Below are 24,092 nucleotides of genomic sequence, written 5' to 3' on the forward strand. Positions count from 1 at the left end.
AGCCTTACAGCGCCGATGGTACTGCAGGGGGGACCCTGTGGGAGAGTAGGACGCCGCCGAACAATTCTTCTGAAGAACCCCCATCCGGGTCCCGGATGGGGGTTCTTCGCATTTCCGGTGACGTATCGTCAGGGCATGGACGATCAGACAGCGGTCATTGCGAACGATGTGCTCCGGCCCGCGCAGCGCGACGGCGCCCTGCGTGTTCTGGCGGAGGCCCAGGCGGTGGACGGCCGGGCCGCCGTGTCCGAGCAGGGCCGGCTCCGGCTGCGGAACGCGGAGACTCCGCGCCCGGGCGTCGTCCATCTCGTGGAGACCGGTTCCGAAGCCGGAACCGTTCTCGGCTACGGCCAGCTGGAGGTGCCGGAGAACCCGGCCGCCAACCCCGCCGCCGAGCTGGTGGTCGATCCTGCCGTCCGCGGTCGCGGCCTGGCCCGCCCGCTGGTGGACGCCGTCCTGGCGCAGGCCCACCGTGCGGGGCGCGAAGCGGTGGACTTCTGGGTGCACGGCGGACACCCGGCGGCCCGGCACCTGGCCGAGGCGTACGGCGCGGAGCTGGTCCGCGAACTGCGCCAGATGCGCCGGTCCGGCCCGCAGACCGAGGATATGGTCGTCCCCGCGGGCATCGAGCTCCGCACCTTCCGCCCGGGGGAGGACGACGCCGAGTGGCTGCGGCTGAACGCCCTGGCCTTCGCCCACCACCCCGAGCAGGGCACCTGGACCGAGCAGGACCTGGCCGAGCGGATCGCCGAGCCCTGGTTCGACCCGGCCGGCTTCTTCCTCGCCACCCGGGACGGCAAGGTGGTCGGCTTCCACTGGACCAAGGTGCACCCGGCCACCGCCACCGAGCCCGAGCTCGGCGAGGTGTACGTGGTCGGCGTGGACCCGGCGGAGCAGGGCAGCGGCCTCGGCCGGGCGCTGACCGCGGCGGGTCTTCGCCACCTGACCGGCACCGGCGCCGGCGAGCGCGGACTGGGCGCCGTCCTCCTCTACGTCGACGCCGACAACCCGGTGGCCGTGCGGGTGTACGAACGCCTGGGATTCACCGTTCACGAGGTGGACCTCATGTACCGGGCCCCGTACCGGGCGCCCCACCCGGCCTAGCCGCAACCGGCCGGACCGCCTCCGGAACGGTTGCGGACCAGGGAGCGGACCAAGGAGCGGACAGGGGCCGGGACAGCGGCCGGGACAGGGGCCGGGACGGCGACGCCCCTTGCTCCGACCGACTCAGCTTTCCTCCCGGCCATGCGGTGTTTACCGTGGATTCAATTGCTGCCGCGAAGATCACAGGATGAAGTCCGTAGTGTCTCGCTCGTGCAGAGTCGACCGCCACGCACCGGCCGGTCCTGTACGGACCGCGCCCGGAGGGTGGGTGCTGTCCCCGGGTCCGGCCCGGGGCGAGGGCGACGGCCCGCAGAGCCCATCGCGTCCGGACGCCGTCCTGCTGCTGGAGGAGCTGGAGCCCATGAGCATCCCCCGCCCCGTCTCTGCCCCGCTGTCGCCCACGGCCCGGATGTCCGGTGCGCTGGGGATCCCGCCGGAGCTGCCGGCCACGGACGACGAGGAGTTCGAAGCGCTGCCGCAGGGCCGCTTCCTGGACCGCGAGCGCAGTTGGCTCGCGTTCAACGAGCGGGTCCTGGAGCTGGCCGAGGACCCGGGCATCCCGCTGTTGGAGCGGGCGAAGTTCCTGGCGATCTTCGCGAGCAACCTGGACGAGTTCTTCATGGTCCGGGTGGCCGGCCTCAAGCGCCGGATCGCCACCGGCGTCGCCCAGCGCAGCGCGTCCGGCCTCCAGCCGCGCGAGGTGCTGGACCTGATCTGGACCCGCTCGCGCGAGCTGATGGCCCGCCACGCCGCCGCCTTCCAGCAGGAGGTGCTGCCGGACCTCGCCGCCGAGGGCATCGAGGTGGTCCGCTGGTCGGAGCTGGCCGAGAAGGAGCAGGCCCGGCTGCACACGCTGTTCCGGCAGAAGATCTTCCCCGTGCTGACCCCGCTGGCCGTCGACCCGGCGCACCCCTTCCCGTACATATCGGGACTCTCGCTGAACCTGGCCGTCGTGGTGCGCAACCCGGTCTCCGGGCACAAGCACTTCGCGCGGGTCAAGGTGCCGCAGTCGCTGGCCCGCTTCCTGGAGGCCTCGCCCCAGCGGTACGTCCCGCTGGAGGACGTGATGGGCGCCCACCTGGAGGAGCTCTTCCCGGGGATGGAGGTGCTGGCCCACCACGCCTTCCGCGTCACCCGCAACGAGGACCTGGAGGTGGAGGAGGACGACACCGAGAACATCCTCAAGGCCCTGGAGAAGGAGCTGATGCGGCGGCGCTTCGGCCCGCCGGTCCGGCTGGAGGTCGAGGAGTCGATCGACCCGTACATCCTGGACCTGCTGGTGCGGGAGCTGAACATCACCGAGGCGGAGGTCTTCCCGCTGCCCGGGCCGCTGGACCTGACCGGGCTGTTCGGGATCGCCGAGCTGGACCGCCCGGAGCTCAAGTACCCGAAGTTCGTGGCCGGCACGGCCCGCGGGCTGACCGACGTCGAGTCGGCCTCCCAGCCGGACATCTTCGCCGCGATGCGCGAGCGCGACGTCCTGCTGCACCACCCGTACGACAGCTTCTCCACCTCGGTGCAGGCCTTCCTGGAGCAGGCCGCCGCCGACCCGGACGTGCTGGCGATCAAGCAGACCCTGTACCGCACCTCCGGCGACTCGCCGATCGTCGACGCGCTGATCGACGCGGCCGAGTCCGGCAAGCAGGTGCTGGTGCTGGTCGAGATCAAGGCGCGCTTCGACGAGCAGGCCAACATCAAGTGGGCCCGCAAGCTGGAGGAGTCCGGCTGCCACGTGGTGTACGGCCTGGTCGGGCTGAAGACGCACTGCAAGCTCTCGCTGGTGGTCCGGCAGGAGGGCGACACCCTGCGCCGCTACTCGCACGTCGGCACCGGCAACTACCACCCGAAGACGGCCCGGCTGTACGAGGACCTCGGTCTGCTCACCTCCGACCCGCAGGTCGGCGCGGACCTCTCGGACCTGTTCAACCGGCTCTCCGGCTACTCGCGCCGCGAGTCCTACCGCCGTCTGCTGACCGCCCCGCGCGGCCTGCGCGACGGGCTGGTCGCGCGGATCCACAACGAGATCGCCCACCACCGGGCGGGTCGCCCGGCCTACGTGAAGGTCAAGGTCAACTCGATCGTCGACGAGGCCGTGATCGACGCGCTGTACCGGGCCTCCCAGGCCGGGGTGCCGGTGGACGTCTGGGTGCGCGGGATCTGCGCGATCCGCCCGGGCGTGCCCGGGCTGAGCGAGAACATCCGGGTCCGCAGCGTCCTGGGCCGCTTCCTGGAGCACTCCCGGATCTTCGTGTTCGGCAACAACGGCGATCCGGAGGTCTGGATCGGCAGCGCCGACATGATGCACCGCAACCTGGACCGCCGGATCGAGGCGCTGCTGCGGATCACCGATCCGGCGCACCGCGCCGAGCTGTCCGGGCTGATCGACCTCGGGGCGTCGGACGAGACCGAGTCCTGGCACCTGGGGCCGGACGGCGCCTGGACCCGGCACTCGCAGGACGCCGAGGGCCGGCCGCTGCGACACGTCCAGGACCTGCTGATCGACTCGCGCCAGCGCCGCAGGGCCGCCACCTCGCGCTGACGCGCCCACTGATGCGAACCGCCGGAGCAGTCGGGCCCTTCGAGGCCCGAAGGGGACCTGTTCCGGCGGTCGGCCACCAGCTCCGGGGGACCGCCCCGGGGGAACGGGGATCTACCACGCCATGACCGAAGCGCCGATGACGGCCCAGGCGGCCTCCACAGCGACCGCCGGGGACATCCTCTCCCGCCACCTCACCGTCCAGGCCGGCGCCTTCCTGCGCGCGCTGCCGCTGGCGGTGGGGGAGGTCGGTGCCAGACCCGGGACGGCCTCGACCGTCCCGTCGGCCGGCACCTCGGACCTGCTGCGGGCCGTCCGGCGGATCGGCGGGCTGCTGCACACCTTCGGCCCGGTCTTCGAGCAGACCTGGGCGCAGGAGTCCCGCACCGAGCTGCGCTGGCTGCTCAACCTGTTGGCGCTGGAGCCCGGCTACGTCCGCCGCTCGGCCCGGCTGCTGGGCGCGCTGGACCTGCTGAGCGGCACCGACCCGGATGGGACGGGCATGCTGGCCGGCCACGCGGGCGCCCCCAAGGCGCGCGCGCTGCTGGACCGGCAGCTGACGCTGGCCCGGACCAGGGCGCACTCCACCGTGCTCCAGGAGCTCCGCTCCGCCCGGCTGCACGCGCTGGCGGACCGGATGACCCTGCTGGTCGGCGAGGCGCCGCTGCTGGACTCGGCGGACGGCCGGGCCCCGGCGGTGCTGCTGCCGCAGGCCGCCGCCGCGTTCGCCGCACTGTCCGCGGGCGCCCAGCAGCTGCCGCTGCAGCGGGCCGCGACGCCGTACGGCGGGGACGGGCTGCGCCGGCTGGGCGCGGTGCCGGCGTCCCGCGGGGCGACGGACGCGGACACCGCGCTGGCCGCCGACGACGCGCCCTGGGCGCGGTTGCGGATCCTGGTGAAGCGGGCCCGGTACGCGCTGGAGGTGTGCGGCCGCGCGTCCTCCGAGCTGGACGGGCTGGACGCGGTGCTGGACCGGCAGCAGGAGGCGGCGGACGCCGCCGTCACCGCCGCCACCGCGGCGCGCACCCCGCGGATCACCCCGGCGACCGCGTACGTGCTGGGCGTGGTGCACGCCGACCAGCGGCTGGAGGTGGAGTCGGCGCGGTACGCCGTCGGCCGCCGCTGGCCGGACCTGCCGCCCGGCCCGGACGGCTGGCTGGAGCTCGTCCCGGCCGACGCCTGGGGGCACTCCGTCGCACCCCGGACGGTCTGAGGTGGGCGAGCGCCCGCGCACCGGCCGGGCGGCGGCCGGTGCGGGGCACGGCCCGGTGATCCTGGCGGCGGGCGCGGTGCTGTGGCTGCCGGGCCGGCCGAAGAAGAGCGGCCGGCTGGGGCGGCCGCGGATCGCGCTGGTCCACCGGCCCAAGTACGACGACTGGAGCTTGCCGAAGGGCAAGCTCGAAGCCGGTGAGGGCATGGCCGAGGCGGCGCTGCGCGAGGTCCGGGAGGAGACCGGGTTCCACTGCCTGCTGGGCCCCGAGTTGCCCACCCAGCACTACCGGGTGCAGGGCCGCCCGAAGGAGGTCCGCTACTGGGCGGCGGTGCCGTCGAGCGGGTCCTTCCGGCCCAACCGGGAGGTGGACCGGCTGGAGTGGCTGCCGGCCGGGAAGGCGCGCGCACGGCTCACCCACGACCAGGACCGGCTGCTGGTCGACGCCCTGCTGGCGGTCCTGGGGGCGGAGCCGGTGCGGGCCGCGGGGGCCGGGCCGGTGAAGGAACGGTGGAAGTGATCTCGCCGCGCCCTCCCCGTGACGCAACCGTTACTACCTGACGTAGTTTCCTGTCATCCGTTCGAGGTTCACTCGCCGTTCACTTGCGACCGGCTGTCGTGTCACTTACCCGGCCTAACTTCGGGACCACCGGAGGGCCGCACGGGCCCCGGACCACAGCAGAACCCGCGCTGGGCCGTACGCGTACGGCCCACGCCAAGGGCAATGCCACAGAAAGGGAAACCCCTGTGAAGCTCCAGCGGAACGGCCGCTCCAAGGCCCTCGCGATCGGTGCCATGGCGCTCGTCAGCTCGCTGTCGCTCGCCGCCTGCGGGTCGGACAACAACAACAACACGACCGCGTCCGGCGGCGCCGGCGGCTCCGCCGCCGCCAGCCCGATCAACTGTGGCAAGGCCGGTTCGCTGATCGCCGCCGGTTCGACCGCCCAGGGCGCGGCCATGGACATCTGGAAGACCACCTTCGCCGCCGCCTGCTCCGGTACCACGATCAACTACCAGGGTGGCGGCTCCGGTGCCGGCATCCAGCAGTTCAACCAGGGCAAGGTCCAGTTCGCCGGCTCCGACTCGGCCCTCAAGCCGGCCGAGGTCGAGGCCTCCAAGGCGGTCTGCACCGGCGGCCAGGGCATCGACCTGCCGATGGTCGGCGGCCTGATCTCGCTGGTCTACAACGTCGACGGCGTCGACAACCTGGTCCTGGACGGCCCGACCTCCGCCAAGATCTTCGACTCGCAGATCACCAAGTGGAACGACCCGGCGATCGTCGCCCTGAACCCGGGCGCCAAGCTGCCGGACGCGGAGATCCAGACCTTCCACCGCTCGGACGACGCCGGCACCACCGAGAACCTGACCAAGTACTTCGCCGCCGCCGGCGGCGGCGCCTGGTCCTACCCGGCCGGCAAGGCCTGGACGGGCAAGCTCGGCCAGTCGGCCAACGGCAGCGCCGGCGTCTCGGCCCAGGTGAAGCAGGTCAAGAACTCGATCAGCTACGTCGAGCTGGCCTACGCCCAGACCAACAACCTGAAGAGCGCCGCGATCAACACCGGTGCCTCCAAGCCGGTCGAGGCCACCGCCGAGAACGCCGCCACCACCATCGCCAAGGCCCAGGCCGCCGGCACCGGCAGCGACCTCGCCCTGAAGCTCGACTACGCGACCAAGGAAGAGGGCTCCTACCCGCTGGTCCTGGTCACCTACGAGATCGTCTGCGACAAGGGCAACAAGGCCGAGACCCTCGACACCCTGAAGTCCTTCCTGACCTACACGGCCAGCGACGCGGGCCAGAAGGCCATCGGCGAGAAGGGCTACGTCCCGCTGCCGAAGACCGTGACCGACAAGGTCAACGGCGTCATCGCCACCCTGGCCTGACCCGACAGGACCCCCGGTGGGGCGGCCCCGTGAGCGAGGGGGGCCGGGGTCGCCCCACCGGAACGCACCACACCCAGCACCACGTCCGGGGCACCGCCGCCATGGTGCCGTCCCCCTTCCGGGGCGGCACCACCAGACCGGAGTAGACCAATGACTTCATCCTCCCCTGCCGCCCCGCGAGGCAGGGAACGCCGGCCGCGCGACAGCCGGGTCGGCGACAAGATCTTCATGAACCTCGCCCGGGGCTCGGGCATCCTGCTGCTGGTCATCATGGCCGCCATCGCCGCGTTCCTGACCTGGCGGTCGGTCCTGGCCCTGAGCACCAACGAAGGCAACTTCCTCACCTCCTTCGAGTGGACGCCGGACGCCCCGAAGCCCGTCTTCGGCATCGCCGTGCTGGCCTTCGGCACCATCGTCAGCGCCGTCATCGCGATGGCGATCGCCGTCCCGGTGGCCATCGGGATCGCGCTGTTCATCTCGCACTACGCGCCGCGCCGGATCGCCCAGCCGTTCGCCTACCTGGTCGACCTGCTCGCCGCCGTCCCCAGCATCGTCTACGGCCTCTGGGGCGCGCTCTTCCTCGTGCCGCACATGGACGGCCTGACCAGCTGGCTCAACGAGTACCTGGGCTGGACGTACATCTTCGACCAGACCAGGACCGGCACCCCGCGCAACCTGTTCACCGTCGGCATCCTGCTGGCGATCATGGTCCTGCCGATCATCACCGCGGTCTCCCGCGAGGTGTTCCGCCAGGTGCCGCGGATGCACGAGGAGGCGGCGCTCGCGCTCGGCGCGACCCGCTGGGAGATGATCCGCACCGCGGTGCTGCCGTTCGGCCGCCCCGGCATCATCTCGGCCTCGATGCTCGGCCTCGGCCGAGCGCTCGGCGAGACCATCGCGGTCGCGGTGGTGCTGTCCGCCAGCAACGTCCTGTCGCTGCACATCCTCGACGCGGGCGGCGGCACCTTCGCGCAGAACATCGCGCTGAAGTTCGCCGAGGCCGGAGACAACGGCCGCAACGCGCTGATGGCCTCCGGCCTCGTCCTGTTCGTCATCACCCTGCTGGTGAACGGTGCCGCGCGACTGATCATCGCCCGCCGCAAGGAGTACTCGGGGGCCAACGCATGACCGTCACCGCGCTCGTCGAGGACGCCCGACCCGTCGGCCGTCCGCTGACCGCCAACCGCCTGCCCAAGTGGACCCCGGCCGCCGTCGCCGCCGGCTCGATCGCCCTCGGCTGCGCGATCGGCGCGCTCGGCGGGCTGGCCAGCCACCTCCAGTGGGGCCTGATCTCGGGCCTGCTCTTCGTCCTGGTCAGCTACACCCTCTCGGCCCGGGTCGAGGGGCACCGGCAGGCCAAGGACCGGCTCGCCACCTCGGTGGTCTGGGTCGCCTTCATCCTGGCCGTCGTCCCGCTGGTCGCCCTGACGGTCTACACCGTCCAGCAGGGCATCCACGTGGTCGACGGGAACTTCCTGAGCCACTCCATGAAGGGCGTGATCCAGTCCGGGCCCGGCGGCGGCATCTACCACGCGCTGATCGGCACCCTGGAGCAGGTCGGCCTGGCCACCGCCATCGCCGCCCCGATCGGTCTGCTGACCGCCGTCTACCTGGTCGAGTACGGCCGCGGCACGCTCGCCAAGGCGGTCACCTTCTTCGTCGACGTCATGACGGGCATCCCGTCGATCGTCGCCGGTCTGTTCGTCCTCTCGGTCTGGAACATCGCGCTGGGCTTCAGCTACTCCGGCTTCTCGGGCAGCCTCGCGCTGGCGATCCTGATGATGCCGGTCGTGGTCCGGTCCACCGAGGAGATGCTGAAGCTCGTCCCGAACGAGCTGCGTGAGGCCTCGTACGCGCTCGGCGTGCCGAAGTGGAAGACCATCCTGCGGATCGTCCTCCCCACCGCGATCGGCGGCATCACCACCGGTGTGATGCTCGCGGTCGCCCGCATCACGGGCGAGACCGCCCCGGTGATGATGCTGGTGTTCGGCGCCGACTACATCAACGGCAACCCGTTCGAAGGACCGCAGCAGTCCCTGCCGATGTACATCTGGCTGCAGTACTCCCAGGTCAACAACGACTTCGGCTACGCCCGTGCCTGGGGCGCGGCGCTGGTGCTGATCGCCTTCGTGATGGGGCTCAACCTCATCGCCCGGGGCATCGCGCGCTGGCGCTCGCCCAAGGGCGGGCACTGAGCGACCGACTGACGTACGAGACAGACGAGAGAAGCAACGATCATGGCCAAGCGCATCGACGTCAGCGGACTGTCGGCCTTCTACGGCACCACCAAGGCCATCGAGGACATCTCGATGAGCATCGAGCCCCGCTCGGTGACCGCCTTCATCGGCCCCTCCGGCTGCGGCAAGTCCACCTTCCTGCGGACCCTCAACCGGATGCACGAGGTGATCCCGGGCGCCCGGGTCGAGGGCAAGGTCCTCCTGGACGACGAGAACCTGTACGCCTCCAACGTCGACCCGGTCGCCGTGCGCCGCTCGGTCGGCATGGTCTTCCAGCGCCCGAACCCGTTCCCGACCATGTCGATCTACGACAACGTGATCGCCGGTCTCCGGCTCGCCGGCGTGAAGAAGAAGTCCGTGCTGGACGAGGTGGTGGAGCGCTCGCTGAAGGGCGCCAACCTCTGGAAGGAGGTCCACAACCGGCTGAACAAGCCGGGGGCCGGCCTCTCCGGCGGTCAGCAGCAGCGCCTGTGCATCGCCCGCGCCATCGCGGTCGAGCCCCAGGTCCTGCTGATGGACGAGCCCTGCTCCGCGCTCGACCCGATCTCCACCCTCGCCATCGAGGACCTGATCGGCGAGCTGAAGGAGCAGTTCACCATCGTCATCGTGACCCACAACATGCAGCAGGCGGCCCGCGTCAGCGACCGCACCGCCTTCTTCAACCTGGCCGGCGTCGGCCAGCCGGGCAAGCTGGTCGAGCTGGACGACACCCAGCGGATCTTCTCCAACCCGCAGGTCCAGGCGACCGAGGACTACATCTCCGGCCGCTTCGGCTAGACCGGCCCCGTCACGGGCGGCGCGCCGGCGCCGAGGAGCGTGACGGACCGCGAGCTGTCCCGTGGTGCTGCATGGCGGTGCCGCCGCGGGGCATGGAAAAGGGCCCGCCCCCGAGATGTGGGGGCGGGCCCTGTCCGTTCGTGCGTCCTGCTCTTTGCGTCCTGCTCCGCGGGTCCCGGCGGGGCGTCAGCCCCAGAACAGGTGGGCGAACCAGTACACCAGCGCCGCGACGAGCGCGGCCGCCGGCATCGTGATGAACCAGCCGAGCACGATGTTCTTCGCGACGCCCCAGCGCACCGCGCGGATCCGCTTGGTGGCCCCCGCGCCCATGATCGCCGCGGTGATCACGTGGGTGGTGGAGATCGGCGCCTTGAAGACGAACGAGGTGACGTACATGACCGTGGCGGCGGTGGCCTCGGCGGCGAAGCCCTGCGGCGGGTCCAGCTCGATGATCTTGCGTCCGAGCGTCCGCATGATCCGCCAGCCGCCCGCGTAGGTGCCCAGCGAGAGCATGGTCGCGCAGGAGATCTTCACCCAGACCGGGATCCCGTTGCCGGACTGGTGGCCGGAGATGGTGAGCGCCATCACCACGATGCCCATGGTCTTCTGGGCGTCCTGGAGGCCGTGCGCCAGCGCCATCGCGGCGGCCGAGGCGGTCTGGGCGACCCGGAAGTTGCGCTTGGCCTTGTGCGGGTTGGCCCGGCGGAAGATCCACAGGATCGCCAGCATCACCAGGAAGCCGCCGACCAGGCCGACCACCGGCGAGACGATCATCGGGATGACGATCTTGTCGAGGACCCCGCTCCAGATCACCTCGATGCCGCCGGCCATCGCCGCGCCCACCATGCCGCCGAACAGCGCGTGCGAGGAGGAGGACGGCAGGCCGAAGTACCAGGTGACCAGGTTCCAGGCGATCGCCCCGACCAGGGCGGCGAACAGGATCACCATGCCCTTGTCGCCGGTTGGGGTCTCGATGATCCCCTTGGAGACGGTGTGCGCCACGCCGCTGCCGAGGAACGCGCCGGCCAGGTTCATCACCGCGGCCATCGCCAGCGCCGCCCGGGGGGTGAGCGCCCGGGTGGAGACCGAGGTGGCGATCGCGTTCGCCGAGTCGTGGAAGCCGTTGGTGTACGTGAAGAAGAACGCAACGCCGATGACGGCGATGAGTGCTGCCGTGTCCACGAGGGTCAGGACTCCTTGACGGCGATGGTCTCCACCGTGTTGGCGACGTGTTCGAACGCGTCCGCCGCCTCCTCAAGGACGTCCACGACCTGCTTGAGCTTGAGGACCTCGATGGCGTCGTACTGACCGGAGAACAGGTGGGCGAGCAGCTTGCGGTGGATCTGGTCGGCCTGGTTCTCCAGCCGGTTGACCTCGATCCAGTACTCGGTGAGGTTGGACATGCTGCGCAGGTTCGGCATCGCCTCGGCGGTGAGCTCCGCGGCGCGCGCCAGCACCTCGATCTGCTGCTCGATGCCCTTCGGGAGGGTCTGGATGTCGTAGAGGACGACCAGGTCGACGGCCTCCTCCATGAAGTCCATGATGTCGTCCAGCGACGAGGCGAGGCTGTAGATGTCCTCGCGGTCGAAGGGCGTGATGAAGGACGAGTTCAGCTGGTGGAAGACGGCGTGGGTGGTGTCGTCCCCGGCGTGCTCGGCGGCGCGCATGCGCTCGACGATCTCCGCACGGGCCGACACGTCTGATCCCAGCAGCTCCAAGAGGAGCTTCGATCCTACGACGAGGTTCTCCGCCGCGGCGGCGAACATGTCGTAGAAGCTCGTCTCCTTCGGGGTCAGGCTAAAACGCACGGAAATCTCCGATGTGCGGGGTAGGGACTGAACGATGCTAGGTGCAACCAAGCGCAATCACGCAAACGGGGGGCCGGGGAAGGAGCCGGAACCTCCCCTTCCGTTCGGCTGCCGCACCGGCTGATCCGGACCGCACCGCCACGTGCGGACTCGAGCCCTCAGTCTGACGGAACCTCGCCCGGATTGTCCCCGTCGTGCGTACGGAAGATCGGGGCGCCGCTCAGACGGGTGAACCGCCGGGCACCCCCGCTCCCGGCCCCGCGGCACGTGCCGGGTCGGCCGTCGGAACACCACGGAGGGCCCCGGTGTTGGACACTGGTGGCCGACGCAGCCACCAGGCACTGAGACGAAGGCGGGGCCGATGACCACCACGCAAGCGCGCACCGAGCCGGAGCACGCGCAGGGGACCGACCCGCACGCCGGCCACGCCCCGGCCGGGCACCACGGCCCGCACGGCTACAGCGCGCAGAAGGACGCCCACCTCAAGCGGCTGCGCCGGATCGAGGGCCAGATCCGCGGCCTCCAGCGCATGGTCGACGAGGACGTCTACTGCATCGACGTGCTCACCCAGGTCTCGGCCGGCACCAAGGCGCTGCAGTCCTTCGCGCTCTCCCTGCTGGAGGAGCACCTGCGGCACTGCGTCGCCGCGGCCGCCGAGGAGGGCGGCGCCGAACTGGACGCCAAGGTGGCCGAGGCCACCGCCGCGATCAGCCGCCTGCTGCGCAGCTGAGCCGTCGGCCGTCCGCCGCTCCGGGGGCCCGCCCAGCGGGGCCCCGCTAGCCGTCGGCCTCCCGGTCGGCCTGCCCGGGTTCGCTCCGGTCCAGCAGCACCTCGTCGATCCGCTCGGTCGGCAGCCGGTCGCCGGAGCTGGCCGTCGCGGCGATCATCAGCTCCCCGGCCAGATCGATCTCGTCGAGGGCCGCGTCGTCGTGGCCGCCGCTGCGGCCGCCCGTGGACGACACCACCTGCACCACCCCTTCAGTGCCTCGCCAGCCCGGGCGGCAGCCACCCGGAGCCCAGCCTAGGCACTCCGGGGCCCGTCCACATGGCACGGACGGGCCATCTCGGCACCGCCGAAACGGGTGGCCGTCGCTCCCCGGACGGCCACCCGCCCCGGCCGCACCCCGTCTCGCCCCGGCAGCCCGGGGAGCGTCGGACCCGCCCTACTTCGGGCTCTCCGTGGGCTTCATCTGGTAGATGTCCGAGGCCGCGGGCTCGGCCGCCTCCACCGGCTTGCCGAAGTCCGCCAACGAGGTCGTCGACGTCACCCTCACCTGGTCCTTGGACTCCTTCGACCCGGCCACCCCGGCGAAGGTGAACACCTCGACCACCTTGCGCAGCCGGCCCTGGTCGTCCAGCCAGGCGTCGTACGGGACCTCCTTGACGGTGAAGGTCTGCGCGCCCGTCCGCAGGCCGTCCCCGCCCCGCCCGCCGGTCGCGTCGGCCGCCTTCGCGAGGTCCAGGGTGCCCCGGTAGTGGTGCAGCGTGACGCCGTCGACGGTCTCGGTGCCCACCGCCTCCGCCTTCTGCGCCCCGCGCAGCGCCCCCGCCGCCGAGGCCGGGTCGGTGGCGCCGCTGCTGACCAGGTTGCCGTCCGGCAGCTGACGCACGTCCAGCTTGACCCACTTGCCCTCGGGGACCTTGGCGCCGCTGTTCTGGAGGTAGACGGTGCCCGGCAGGACCACCTCGACGATCTTCCCGGTGGTCGCCGCGCCCGGCGGCACCTGGACCTCCAGCCGGCCGATCCGCTTGACGTAGTCGTAGCCGCCCGCGCCGCTGAACGAGGCCTTCTTCTCGGCGGACTCGGTGACCAGCTCCGTCGCGGTGTGCGCGGAGCCGGTGCGGCCGGTGATGTCGGCGGCGTTGCGCACCGCCGTCAGCGGGTCCGCGGCGAGCTGGTCGGGCGCGGCCGACTGCTGGTCGGAGGAGCCGTCGGTGGATCCTCCGGAGCAGCCGGCGGCCCCCGCCGCCAGGGCGGCGGTGAGCAGGGCGGCCCCGGCCGCCGAGCGCAGGTGCGGACCCGGCCGGCGTGCCGGCCGTCCGGTGCGCTGCTGGTCGGTCATCTTCATCCTCGCGACAACCCCCTCGGGCCCGACTGCCCCGCCGGACACCACCGGTGGGCAGAGCTCTTTCCGGGCAAACGAGTTGGGGCGCGAAGGGTTACGGGGCCGGTGCCGTCGGAGCGTCGCGCGGGGGGCGTCCGGCGCGTTACGGTGAACCACGTGCACAGTGAGCTGCCGGTCGCACCCGGCACCACCAGGATGCCCGAACACCGCCTCGCGATCAGCGAGCGCGGTTCCTTCGCCTTCGCGACCTGCAGCTGCGGCTGGTACTCCCCGGCCCGCCGCTCGCGCGACCTGGCCCGCCGTGAGGGGGCCGACCACCTCGCCGGGAACGGCGCCGAGCCGGACTGACCGCCTGGACCGCCTGGACCGGCTGACCGCGTCCGCCCGCGGGCTCAGGCCGCGAGGTCGGACTCCGGCGGCTGCTCCCCGGCCCGCACCGCCCCGCGCCCGCGCCGACGGCCGCGCGGACCGGCCCCGCCGCGGGCCGCGCCGCCGCGCTCGGGCGCCCGGATCAGCGGGGCGACCGCCGTCCGGCTCAGCGCGTGGCAGAACGGCACCAGCACCGCCATCGCGATCGGCGCCAGCAGCAGCACCACGGCGACGGCCAGCGCGAAGCCGCCGATCACGTCGGTCGGGTAGTGGACGCCCATGAACATCCGGCAGAAGCCCTGGAGGAGCGCCAGCCCGCCGGCGATCCAGCCCAGTCTGCGGTTCACCAGGAACAGCGCCACCGCGACGCCCATCGTCATGGTCGAGTGGTCGCTGACGAAGGAGTGGGTGCCGGCCTTGCCGTCCACCAGCACCAGCAGCCCCGGATGGTCGACGAAGGGGCGCGGGCGGTTCACGATCGCGGCGATCGGCAGGTTCGCCAGCTCGGCGACCGCCACCGAGAGCGGCACCCAGAGCAACCCGGCCATCGCCACCGGCGCGTCCGGCCGGCGCCTGGCCTGGAGCCAGGCCACCAGGCCGAGCATCGCCAGACCGATCAGGATGCCGTACTCGCCGATCCACGAGACCAGGTGGTCAAGCCACTGCGGGGAGCGCTTGGCCAGGCCGTTCACGGCGTAGAGCAGATCGAGGTCGGGGTTGGTCGTGTCGGCAAGCGGCGTCGACACGCCGCACCTCCTTCTGGTCCACTGCACCTGTTCGTTCCCGCCGGGGCCCGCCCGGCGCCGAAAGCTGACGGGGGGCCACCGGACCCAACGTCATCGCCGGGACACAGCGTTCCATGGAAACACGCGGTTATGTAAACGTGACTCAGCGTCCACAGCGCGCACACAGGTCCCGGCCGTCCCGGCCACCTCGGGCCTACCCTCCCGCCCCGGTGGGGCTCGGCCCGGACTGCGCGGGCGGGGCGGCGGCCGCCGGCCGGACGGGGGTCGCCGGGGTGCCGCTCGGAGCACCGCTCGGCGCACTGCCCGGTGCGCCGCCCTGGGTGCCGCCCTGGCCTCCCGCCGGGGCGGTGGGCTCCGTCCCGCCCGGCCGGCTCGGGGCGTTCACCGCGCCGTCGTTGTTGCGGGTCGGCAGTGCCTGGGCGCCGTCCGAGGTGACCCGGGTCGCGCCGATGTACTCCCGGGTGTCGATCTTGTCGTAGCGGATCACCGCGCCGGTGTGCGGCGCGTTGATCATGTACCCGCCGCCGACGTAGATCCCGACGTGGTGGATGCTCCGCGGATCGCTCAGGTCCGTCGCCCAGAACACCAGGTCGCCCGGCCGCAGCTGGTCGCGCGACGGGTGCGGCCCGGCGTACCACTGGTCGTTGGCCACCCGGGGCAGGGTGATGCCCACGCTGGCGAACGCGGCCTGGGTCAGGCCCGAGCAGTCGAACCGCCCGTTCTGCGAGGGCAGGCCCTCGCCGCCCCACAGGTACGGGGTGCCGAGCTTGGTCTGCGCGAAGTAGATCGCGGCCGACGACTGCGGGGACACCTCCAGCGGCGCGGTCGGCGAGGCCGGCGCGGTGAAACTGCGGGCCATCGCCTGGATGTTCCGCACGTAACCCTGGGTCTCCCGGTACGGCGGCACCCCGTTGTACTTCTCCACCGCGCCCTCGCCGGCGTTGTAGGCCGCCAGCAGGTTGGCCTGCGGGTCGCCCGGGACCTTCGCGACCCGCTTGGCGATCGCGCAGTCGTAGGTCGCCGCCGAGGCGATCGCGTCCAGCGGGTCCCAGACGTCCGCCTTGCCGTCCCCGTTGCCGTCGGTGGCGTACGAGCTCCAGGTGCCCGGCATGAACTGCGCCATGCCCTGCGCCCCGACCCCGGAGCGCGCCTTGGGGTCGAACCCGCTCTCCTGGTACAGCTGCGCCGCGAGCATCGGAGGGGAGATCTCCGCGCAGAGCGCGCCCCACCGCTGGATCGGGTCCTGGTACGCCGCGGGGACCGTTCCGGGGGACAGGGCGGAACGATTCGCCGCCTGCTGCGGCGTCCCACTCGCCGCATAAGTCCCTATCGTCACCAGCCCGATGAACCCGAAACCAACAACTCCCGCAGCGACGGCGGCCGTACCGGCCTTCCGGAGTACCATCAGCACCATCCCGACGAGTCGTCAGTCGAAGTGTCCCGGAAGGCGTTGCTCACCGCAATCATCAGAGATACGAACAGTGAGCGCTATCCTTCGTACGGTGTACATCCTCGCGTACGTGTCCGATGCCTCACGACCAATCCGCGAGAAGTAGCCAAGTCGACATCAGATCTGGCCAAGAATAGGTACCGACCCTTCGCGCGGGCCGGGTCCGGGCCCTTGAATTTGCCTGATCGGGCGGTGAGATGGAAATGAACCTGAGCAGCGTGCACACCAATGCGGTCGGCCACCTGGCCGAGGACCCCCCCAAGAAGCCGAACATCGACACCATCATCGGCGGAATCGCCCCGGACTGGGGGCCGTTCGCGACCCTCGGGTCGGAGGCGCGGGTGATGGTCGAGGTCATCATGGCCGTCGCCATCCTCCTCTGCCTCGGCATCGCGGTCTGGGGTGCGGCCAAGCAGCGGATCGGGGCGACCGCGATGCGCGACAGCTTCGGCGCCGAACAGGGCAAGGGGCTGATCGTCGCCGGACTGACCGGCGTGTTCATCATCGGATCACTCGGCACTCTGTTCACCATTGTCTACGGCATGGCGATCTGACGATCGGACAGCAGTAGTCCGACTGCCTGAGGCCGGGTCCCCGTCCGGACCCCCTCCGACGGCCGGCCCGCCAGGACCCCACCCCCGTTCCCACCCTCCGCTCGCGCCCGCCCCCGGGCGGAGGGCCCCCGGAGCCGCCCCGGCTCCCCGCACCAGGAGGGCCGCCGTGCCGTTGTCCGACGACCAGCCGCGCACCCGCACGCGCCTGCCGGTCGGCGAACAGTCCTCCCCCCAGCAGAACCACCATCAGTCCCGGCCACTGCGCGCCCTGCTGGCCGTCCTGGTGGTCGTCACCCTGCTCGTCGTGGCCATCGCCATCGCCAACCGCGTCACACCCGGCAGCGGAAGCGGCACCGGAGGCGCCTCCGCCGACCGCGCCGGCGCCGGCCCCGCCCCCAGCGGCGACCAGCCCGTCGGCACCACCGTCAACGGCATCCCGACCGGCTACCCGCACACCGAACCCGGCGCCCAGTCGGCCGCCACCAACTACGCGGTGGCGATCGGCTCCGCGGACATGTTCCGCACCGACAGCCGGCACGGCATCATCGCCACCATCGCCGACCCAGGCGCCCTGGCGGGACTCCAGGGCCGGCTGGACCAGGGCTTCGGCGGCGACACCGCCACCCGCTACGGCCTGGACGCCCAGGGCCACGCGCCCAAGGGCCTCACCTTCGTCAGCCGCACGGTACCGGTCGGTGCCAAGTCGACGAGTTACAGCGACGGCGACGCCAAGGTCGAGGTGTGGTGCACCGGTCTCACCGGCCTCGCCGGCGAGCACTCCGTCCAGCCGGTGACCACCAACTGGTTCACCCTCACGCTCTCGCTGCACTGGACGGGCAGCGACTGGAAGCTCACCGACTACACCAGCAGGCAGGGCCCCGCGCCGCTGCCCGCAGACCAGCAGGCCGCCACCGCCGATGAGATCACCGGCGCCGTCCAGCAGTTCGGGGGGTTCCGCCTTGCCCGTTGACCAGACCTCACGCCGTTCCGGCGCACGGCGCCGCGTGGGCACCCTCACCGGGGTGCTGGCCGCCTTGCAGGTGGCGGCGCTGTCGGCCGCCCAGCGGGTGTTCGCGGAGCCGTCGCCGACCCCGAACCCGAGCGGCACCACCAAATCCAACTGCCCTGACCTGCCGATCTCGGGCAGTGACATTCTCTGTGCGGACAAGCCCGGCGGTGGCTCCCTCCCCGGGAGCGGCACCGTCGGGGCCGTGACCGATCCGCTCGGGTCGTTGGCCAAGAGTTGTGCGCAGGCCGCGGCGTGGGTGGTGCGGAAGTTGTCGGGGGCGATCGACGGGACGACGCAGGTGGACTTCACCAATGCGTCGTTCCTGCAGCAGTACGCCGTGGTGTTCGCCGTGTCGACGGTGATCACGCTGGTGCTGTGGCTGCTGGCGGTGGCGAAGCGGGCGGTGCGGGGGGCGCCGCTGGCGACGGCGTTCTCGGAGGCGATCGGCTTCCTGTGGCTGACGGTGGTGGCGTCCGCGTTCACGCCGTTGATCCTGTACACCGTGGTGAGCGTGACGGACGGGCTGACCAAGGCGATCGCGGTCGGGACGAAGACGGACACCGGGTCGTACCTGGGGGGTTTCGCCGACACGTTGGAGAAGGGCGACGTGGGCGGCGGCCCGCTGATACTCGTGATCGTGTCGCTGGTCGCGGTGCTGGCGGCGGCGGTGCTCTGGGTGGAGCTGCTGATCCGGGCGGCGATGCTGTACGTCGGCGCGCTGCTGGGTACGGCGGTGTACGCGGGGCTGGTGGACCGGCAGCTGTGGAAGCACGTGCGGCGCTGGGCGGGGGTGATGCTGGCGGTGGACCTGGCGAAGCCGATCATCGTGGTCATCCTGGGTCTGGCGGGTGCGGTGGCGACCGGGTCCGGGGCGGACGACGACTTCGCCCGGGTGCTGTCCGGGCTGGCGATCCTGTTCCTGTCGATCTTCGCGAGCGCCTCGGTCTACCGCTTCGTGCCGGGCTTCGGCGACGAGATGCTGAACATGCGCGGGGCCCGGGCCAATGCCGTGCAGGCCGGTTCGGCGATGATCAATGGCACCGCGAACCTGATGAAGCAGGGCATCAGCACCCATGGCGACCGCGGTCCGCAGGCGGCCGGTACGGGTGGCGGCGGGGGTGCCGGCGGCGGTTCGGTCGCGCCGGGCATCGCCGCCCACGCCGGGCGGACGCCGTCCCCGCCGCCGCAGGGCGGGCCGAAGCAGGGCCCGGTTCCGATCCGCGACAGCAATCCAGCGAAGGGAGGGTGACGGGTAAGTGAGCAGTGAACCGCTCGGCCAGTACGGTGCCCAGTACGCCCAGCCGTACGTGCACCAGCGCCGCACCTACCTGATCGGCAAGGCCCGCCCGAACGCGCCGATCGGCCGGAACCGGGAGTCCGGCGAGATCGTGCTGATCATCTTCGGGGCCTTCCTCGGCATGCTCTGGGGCCTGCTGATGCCGGTCCTGCCGCTGCGGATCGGCGGTCTGGTCGGTCTGCCGGCGCTCGCCATCGCGGCGGTGTACGTGCCGTACCGCAGGCGGACGTTCTACAAGTGGGTGGAGATCAACCGCACCTACCGCCGGACGGTCCGCAGCGGGCGGGCGGTGTGGCGTTCGGACGTGATGGACGCCGGCACCCGGCTGGACGGCCGGGAGGTGGAGGTCGGCCCGCCGCCCGGGGTGGGGCGGTTGCGCTGGCTGACGGCGCCGTTCGGGCCGGACGAGGTCGGGGTGCTGATGCACCTGGAGCGGCGCACGGTGACGGCCGCGATCGAGATCGAGGGCCCGGGCGTGGGCCTGCGGGACTCGGAGGACCAGGAGGCCCTGGTCGACCGCTTCGGGACGCTGCTGAAGCACGTCGCCAACGGGGACGGCTTCGTGACCCGGCTGCAGATCCTGGCCCGGACCCTGCCGGCCGACCCGGACGCGCACGCCAAGGACGTCGAGCGGCGCGGCGACCCGTCCTCGCCGCGCTGGCTGCAGGACTCGTACGACCAGCTCCAGTCGATGGTGTCGACCTCCTCGGAGCAGCACCGGGCGTACCTGGTGGCCTGCATGCACTACACCCGTGACCTGGCCGCCGAGGCGCACGCGATGGGCCGGACGGCCACCGGGCGGCGGGCGCGGGACGACGAGGGGCTGGCGGCCGTGATGGCGCGCGAGCTGACCGACATCTGCGCCCGGCTGGCCGAGGCGGACATCCGGGTGCGCCAGCCGCTGGGCCAGGCCCGGCTCTCCTCGCTGCTGCACTCGATGTACGACCCGGACCACCCGATCGACCACATCCAGGCGATGTCCCGGCGCAACGCCTGGCCGGCCGAGCTGGACGCGACCGACCCGCAGTACCTGCAGGCGAAGACCCGGGAGTCGGCGACCCGGGAGCCGTGGTGCCACGCCACCGCGTGGATCAAGGAGTGGCCGCTCACCCCGGTGGGCGTCAACTTCCTGGCGCCGCTGCTGGTGCACACCCCGGACGTGATCCGGACGGTCGCGGTGACGATGGACCTGGAGCCCACCGACGTCGCGATCGAGCGGATGCTGACCGAGAAGACCAACGACGAGGCCGAGGCCAGTCGCGCGGCCAAGATGAACCGCACGGTCGACCCGCGCGACCTGGCCCACACCGGCCGGGTGGACCAGCGCGGCGACGACCTGGCCTCCGGCGCGGCCGGGGTGAACCTGGTCGGCTACATCACGGTCTCCTCGCGCAACCCCGACGCGCTGGCCCGCGACAAGCGGACCATCCGGGCCTCGGCCGGCAAGAGCTACCTCAAGCTGGAGTGGTGCGACCGCGAGCACCACCGGGCCTTCGTCAACACCCTCCCGTTCGCCACCGGCATCCGCCGCTGAGCGGACGCACCCGCACACCGGTGCACCCGCACGCCCGTGCACCCGCACACCCGTACGTCCGTCCACCGCTGACCCGTCAGGAGCCCGCCCATGGCGCTAGGCAACCTCTCCGAGGCGTTCACCAGCCTGATGTTCGGCAAGGTGGAGACCACCCGTCTGCCGGTGCGCACCTCCACCGGCCAGGCGCAGGCCGTCTACCTGCCCACCGCCGCGCCGGGGCTGGGCGACTCCGGGGTGATCATCGGGCGCGAGGTGTACAGCGGCAAGGGGTACGTCTACGACCCCTTCCAGCTGTACGGGCAGCAGCTGCCCGCCCCGCACTGGCTGGTGCTCGGCGAGTCCGGCAACGGCAAGTCGGCGCTGGAGAAGACGTACGTGCTGCGGCAGCTGAGGTTCCGCGACCGCCAGGTCGTGGTGCTGGACGCGCAGGGCGAGGACGGCGTGGGCGAGTGGAACCTGATCGCCAACGCGCTGGGCATAAAGCCGGTCCGGCTGGACCCGATGGCGGCCCGGGACGGCGGGGTGAAGCTCAACCCGCTGGACCCGGCGATCACCCAGAACGGCCAGCTGTCGCTGCTGCGCACCATCGTCGAGGTGGCGATGGGGCGCGGGCTGGAGGAGCGGGCCGGCTTCGCGCTGAAGGCCGCGCACGCCCACGTGGTGGCCTCGGTGAAGGACCGCCAGCCGGTGCTGGACGACATCATCGACACCCTGCGCAACCCCGACCTGTCCTCGGTGGAGTCGCTGGGCGTGGCGGTGGGCGAGGTGCAGTCCTGGGGCCTGGACGTGGCGCTGGTGCTGGACCGGCTGGTCGACGGCGACCTGCGGGGCATGTTCGACGGGTCGACCACCGACGGCATCGACCTGGACGCGCCGCTGATCGTCTTCGACCTCTCGCACATCGACCGCAACTCGATCGCGATGCCGATCCTGATGGCGATCGTCGGGGTGTGGCTGGAGCACACCTGGATCCGGCCGGACCGGAAGAAGCGCATCTTCCTGGTCGAGGAGGCCTGGCACATCATCAACAGCCCCTTCGTGGCCCAACTGTTCCAGCGGCTGCTGAAGTTCGGCCGCCGGCTCGGCCTCTCCTTCGTCGCGGTGGTCCACCACCTGTCCGACGTGGTGGACGGCGCGGCGGCCAAGGAGGCCTCGGCGATCCTGAAGATGGCCTCCACCCGGACGATCTACATGCAGAAGGCCGAGGAGGCGCGGGCCACCGGCCGGGTGCTGGGCCTGCCGCGCTGGGCGGTGGAGATCATCCCGACCCTGTCGCCGGGCATCGCGGTCTGGGACGTCAACAGCAACGTCCAGGTGGTCAAACACATCATCACCGAGGCGGAGCGCCCGCTGGTCTACACCGACCGCGCGATGACCGAGGACGCGGTGGCCGAACGGGTGCGTGCGGACCAGAAGTTGGCGGCCGAGCCGGGGGTCTGAGGGGCCTTCTCCGCAGGCTCCGCACCCGGCGGACGGTGACGGTTCGTCCGTAGGTAATCCTCTCGTTACGTTCGAGGTCCTGACAGCTACGCGCGTTGACCCTAGGCTTCGCAGTCGCAACACATGTCACATGCCCGAACGCCGCCGCTGTCCGCAGCCGGTGCTCCCTCCAAGGTGCAGGGGAACCCTTCATGCTCACCGTCAGATCCCGACGGACGGCGCTCGCCGTCGTCGCCGCCGCTGGTCTGTTCGGCACGGTCGTCGTGCCGACGGCCGCCCAGGCCGCCGACGCCAAGCGCCACAAGACCGTCAACCTCCAGCTGCTGGCGATCAACGACTTCCACGGCAACCTGGAGCCTCCGGCCGGTTCGTCCGGCACGGTCAAGGAGATCGACCCGGCCACCGGCAAGGAGGTCGCCACCCCGGCCGGCGGCATCGAGTACCTGGCCACCGAGCTGCGCAAGGCGCGCATCCCGGCCGACGACTCGATCACCGTCGCGGCCGGCGACATCATCGGTGCCAGCCCGCTGACCTCGGCGCTCTTCCACGACGAGCCGACCATCGAGGCGATGGACAAGCTCGGCCTGGACGTCACCTCCGTGGGCAACCACGAGTTCGACGAGGGCGCGCAGGAGCTGCGTCGGATGCAGGACGGCGGCTGCCACCCGACCGACGGCTGCTACGAGCCCGGCCGCACCTTCAAGGGCGCCAACTTCAACTACCTGTCGGCCAACGTCACCGACGAGAAGAGCGGCAAGCCGCTGCTGGCGCCCTACTGGGTGACCAAGTCCCAGGGCGTGAAGGTCGGCTTCATCGGCGTCACCCTGGAGGGCACGCCGAACATCGTGACCGCCGAGGGCGTCAAGGGCCTGAAGTTCGCCAACGAGGTCACCACGATCAACAAGTACGCCGCCGAGCTCAAGGCCAAGGGCGTCAACTCGATCGTCGCGCTGATCCACGAGGGCGGATACCCGGCCAGCAGCGTCTACAACTACGACTGCGGCGCGGCCGGCCAGGGCGTCTCCGGCCCGATCGTCGACATCGCCAAGAAGATCGACCCGGCGGTCGGCGCGATCGTCACCGGCCACACCCACAACGCGTACGCCTGCAGCATCCCCGACCCCAACGGCGTCCCGCGCTCGGTGACCAGTGCCGCCTCCTTCGGTCGGCTCTTCACCGAGATCGACATGAAGCTGGACAAGACCACCGGCGAGATCGTGCGTCCCTCGGTCAAGGCCGAGAACCACGTGGTGCGCCGCACGGTCGAGAAGGCGTCCGACATGACGGCGCTGGTCGACCACTACTCCAAGCTGGCCGCCCCGATCGCCAACCGTCCGGTCGGCTACGTCGCCTCGGACATCAACGGCCGCGGCAGCGGCGACCTGGAGAAGCCGCTCGGTGACGTGATCGCCGACGCGCAGCTCGCCGGGCTGGCCCCGGCCGACAAGGGCGGCGCGCAGGTCGCCTTCATGAACCCCGGTGGCATCCGCTCCGACCTGGTCTACAAGGCCTCGGGCGGCGAGGGCGACGGCGTGGTGACCTACGGCGAGGCGTTCACCGTCCAGCCGTTCACCAACATGATGCAGGTCAAGACGCTGACCGGGGCCCAGCTGATCCAGCTGCTCCAGCAGCAGGTGAGCGGTTCCAACGCGGCCGCGCCGAAGATCCTCCAGGTGTCCTCGAACCTGCACTACACCCTGGACATGCGCAAGACCGGTGCGGACCGGGTGGTCGTGGACTCGGTGCGGCTGAACGGCGCCCCGGTCGACCCGGCCGCCGGCTACCGGGTCGCGGCCAACGAGTTCCTGGCCGGCGGCGGCGACGGCTTCCCGGCCTTCGCGGCCGGCACCGACAAGCTGGTCGGCGCCTCGGACCTGGACGTCTTCGCGGCCTACCTGAGCGCCCACAGCACGGCGGCCTCGCCGCTCAAGGCCCCGGCGCAGGACCGGATCAAGGTCATCGGCCCGGGCAGCGACATCGACTGACCGTGAGCCGGCTCCGGGGCGTGAGCCCTGGGAGGGGGTGGGTGGGGCGCTGTCGGGGCGCCCCACCCGCCCCTTCGTCACTGTCTCTT

General features: G+C 71.6%; 22 protein-coding genes. 16 read left to right on the plus strand and 6 right to left on the minus strand.

The genetic code is table 11. The features are described 5' to 3' along the window. Window positions 1–135: 135 nt before the first annotated feature. From mshD to pstB, 8 genes are all read left to right on the plus strand, one after another. Entirely contained in the window at window positions 136–1,104 is a 969-nt protein-coding gene (mshD, locus tag ACFU6K_RS05135; protein WP_380660975.1) for a mycothiol synthase, read from the plus strand. 268 nt (window positions 1,105–1,372) lie between these two features. Next, window positions 1,373–3,643, plus strand: a complete 2,271-nt coding sequence (locus tag ACFU6K_RS05140; RefSeq protein ID WP_380660977.1) for an RNA degradosome polyphosphate kinase — start codon at window positions 1,373–1,375, stop codon at window positions 3,641–3,643. A 121-nt stretch (window positions 3,644–3,764) separates the two neighbouring features. Then, window positions 3,765–4,853, plus strand: coding sequence for a CHAD domain-containing protein (locus tag ACFU6K_RS05145; RefSeq protein ID WP_380660978.1), 1,089 nt, complete (start codon window positions 3,765–3,767; stop codon window positions 4,851–4,853). Between the two features lies 1 nt (window position 4,854). Beyond that, entirely contained in the window at window positions 4,855–5,370 is a 516-nt protein-coding gene (locus ACFU6K_RS05150) for an NUDIX hydrolase (protein ID WP_380660979.1), read from the plus strand. Between the two features lie 227 nt (window positions 5,371–5,597). Continuing rightward, window positions 5,598–6,731: a phosphate ABC transporter substrate-binding protein PstS gene (pstS, locus tag ACFU6K_RS05155; RefSeq protein ID WP_380660980.1), complete on the plus strand. Its 1,134-nt coding sequence runs from the start codon at window positions 5,598–5,600 to the stop codon at window positions 6,729–6,731. A 150-nt stretch (window positions 6,732–6,881) separates the two neighbouring features. After that, window positions 6,882–7,859, plus strand: coding sequence for a phosphate ABC transporter permease subunit PstC (pstC, locus tag ACFU6K_RS05160; protein WP_380660981.1), 978 nt, complete (start codon window positions 6,882–6,884; stop codon window positions 7,857–7,859). Further along, the gene (gene pstA, locus ACFU6K_RS05165; RefSeq protein WP_380660982.1) at window positions 7,856–8,926 is read left to right on the plus strand and encodes a phosphate ABC transporter permease PstA; all 1,071 of its coding nucleotides are present in this window, start codon (window positions 7,856–7,858) and stop codon (window positions 8,924–8,926) included. Before pstC ends, pstA begins: the two co-directional genes overlap by 4 nt. A gap of 42 nt (window positions 8,927–8,968) precedes the next feature. Then, window positions 8,969–9,745, plus strand: a complete 777-nt coding sequence (gene pstB, locus ACFU6K_RS05170; protein WP_380660983.1) for a phosphate ABC transporter ATP-binding protein PstB — start codon at window positions 8,969–8,971, stop codon at window positions 9,743–9,745. Window positions 9,746–9,931: 186 nt separating this feature from the next. Here the strand turns inward: pstB and ACFU6K_RS05175 are convergent, their stop codons facing one another. Then, the gene (locus ACFU6K_RS05175; RefSeq protein ID WP_380660984.1) at window positions 9,932–10,927 is read right to left on the minus strand and encodes an anion permease; all 996 of its coding nucleotides are present in this window, start codon (window positions 10,925–10,927) and stop codon (window positions 9,932–9,934) included. 5 nt (window positions 10,928–10,932) lie between these two features. Further along, on the minus strand, window positions 10,933–11,553 hold the full coding sequence (locus ACFU6K_RS05180; RefSeq protein ID WP_030059626.1) for a DUF47 domain-containing protein: 621 nt from the start codon (window positions 11,551–11,553) through the stop codon (window positions 10,933–10,935). A gap of 361 nt (window positions 11,554–11,914) precedes the next feature. On the opposite strand from ACFU6K_RS05180, the gene ACFU6K_RS05185 reads away from it, so the two are divergent. Continuing rightward, the gene (locus ACFU6K_RS05185; protein WP_049655968.1) at window positions 11,915–12,283 is read left to right on the plus strand and encodes a metal-sensitive transcriptional regulator; all 369 of its coding nucleotides are present in this window, start codon (window positions 11,915–11,917) and stop codon (window positions 12,281–12,283) included. 46 nt (window positions 12,284–12,329) lie between these two features. Here ACFU6K_RS05185 and ACFU6K_RS05190 read toward each other — a convergent pair whose 3' ends face one another. Continuing rightward, window positions 12,330–12,518 carry a hypothetical protein gene (locus ACFU6K_RS05190; RefSeq protein ID WP_049655983.1) on the minus strand — a complete coding sequence of 63 codons (189 nt, stop codon included), beginning with the start codon at window positions 12,516–12,518 and terminating at the stop codon, window positions 12,330–12,332. A gap of 198 nt (window positions 12,519–12,716) precedes the next feature. Then, window positions 12,717–13,616, minus strand: a complete 900-nt coding sequence (locus ACFU6K_RS05195) for a hypothetical protein (protein ID WP_380660985.1) — start codon at window positions 13,614–13,616, stop codon at window positions 12,717–12,719. Between the two features lie 159 nt (window positions 13,617–13,775). On the opposite strand from ACFU6K_RS05195, the gene ACFU6K_RS05200 reads away from it, so the two are divergent. Next, complete coding sequence (locus ACFU6K_RS05200) at window positions 13,776–13,967, plus strand: hypothetical protein (RefSeq protein WP_380660986.1); 192 nt, start codon at window positions 13,776–13,778, stop codon at window positions 13,965–13,967. A gap of 44 nt (window positions 13,968–14,011) precedes the next feature. On the opposite strand, the gene ACFU6K_RS05205 is transcribed toward ACFU6K_RS05200, so the two are convergent. Together ACFU6K_RS05205 and ACFU6K_RS05210 are read right to left on the minus strand one after the other, a co-directional pair. Beyond that, the gene (locus ACFU6K_RS05205; protein ID WP_074006422.1) at window positions 14,012–14,734 is read right to left on the minus strand and encodes a phosphatase PAP2 family protein; all 723 of its coding nucleotides are present in this window, start codon (window positions 14,732–14,734) and stop codon (window positions 14,012–14,014) included. Between the two features lie 193 nt (window positions 14,735–14,927). Continuing rightward, on the minus strand, window positions 14,928–16,139 hold the full coding sequence (locus ACFU6K_RS05210; protein ID WP_380660987.1) for an NlpC/P60 family protein: 1,212 nt from the start codon (window positions 16,137–16,139) through the stop codon (window positions 14,928–14,930). A gap of 248 nt (window positions 16,140–16,387) precedes the next feature. On the opposite strand from ACFU6K_RS05210, the gene ACFU6K_RS05215 reads away from it, so the two are divergent. The 6 genes from ACFU6K_RS05215 to ACFU6K_RS05240 all read left to right on the plus strand — a co-directional run bounded on the left by ACFU6K_RS05215 (window position 16,388) and on the right by ACFU6K_RS05240 (window position 24,003). Then, window positions 16,388–16,738: a hypothetical protein gene (locus ACFU6K_RS05215; RefSeq protein ID WP_359914191.1), complete on the plus strand. Its 351-nt coding sequence runs from the start codon at window positions 16,388–16,390 to the stop codon at window positions 16,736–16,738. Between the two features lie 166 nt (window positions 16,739–16,904). Continuing rightward, window positions 16,905–17,708, plus strand: a complete 804-nt coding sequence (locus tag ACFU6K_RS05220; protein WP_380660988.1) for a hypothetical protein — start codon at window positions 16,905–16,907, stop codon at window positions 17,706–17,708. Window positions 17,709–17,742: 34 nt separating this feature from the next. Then, window positions 17,743–18,996 (plus strand): hypothetical protein, encoded by a 1,254-nt coding sequence (locus ACFU6K_RS05225; RefSeq protein ID WP_380660989.1) that lies wholly within the window; start codon window positions 17,743–17,745, stop codon window positions 18,994–18,996. A 7-nt stretch (window positions 18,997–19,003) separates the two neighbouring features. After that, window positions 19,004–20,578 (plus strand): SCO6880 family protein, encoded by a 1,575-nt coding sequence (locus ACFU6K_RS05230; protein ID WP_049654294.1) that lies wholly within the window; start codon window positions 19,004–19,006, stop codon window positions 20,576–20,578. A gap of 90 nt (window positions 20,579–20,668) precedes the next feature. Then, a complete protein-coding gene (locus ACFU6K_RS05235) occupies window positions 20,669–22,018 on the plus strand; it encodes an ATP-binding protein (protein ID WP_380660990.1) in 1,350 nt (449 codons plus the stop codon). Between the two features lie 191 nt (window positions 22,019–22,209). Then, window positions 22,210–24,003, plus strand: a complete 1,794-nt coding sequence (locus tag ACFU6K_RS05240; RefSeq protein WP_380660991.1) for a bifunctional metallophosphatase/5'-nucleotidase — start codon at window positions 22,210–22,212, stop codon at window positions 24,001–24,003. The last annotated feature ends 89 nt before the right edge of the window (window positions 24,004–24,092 follow it).

Source organism: Kitasatospora sp. NPDC057512, from assembly GCF_042802135.1.
GTDB lineage: Bacteria > Actinomycetota > Actinomycetes > Streptomycetales > Streptomycetaceae > Kitasatospora.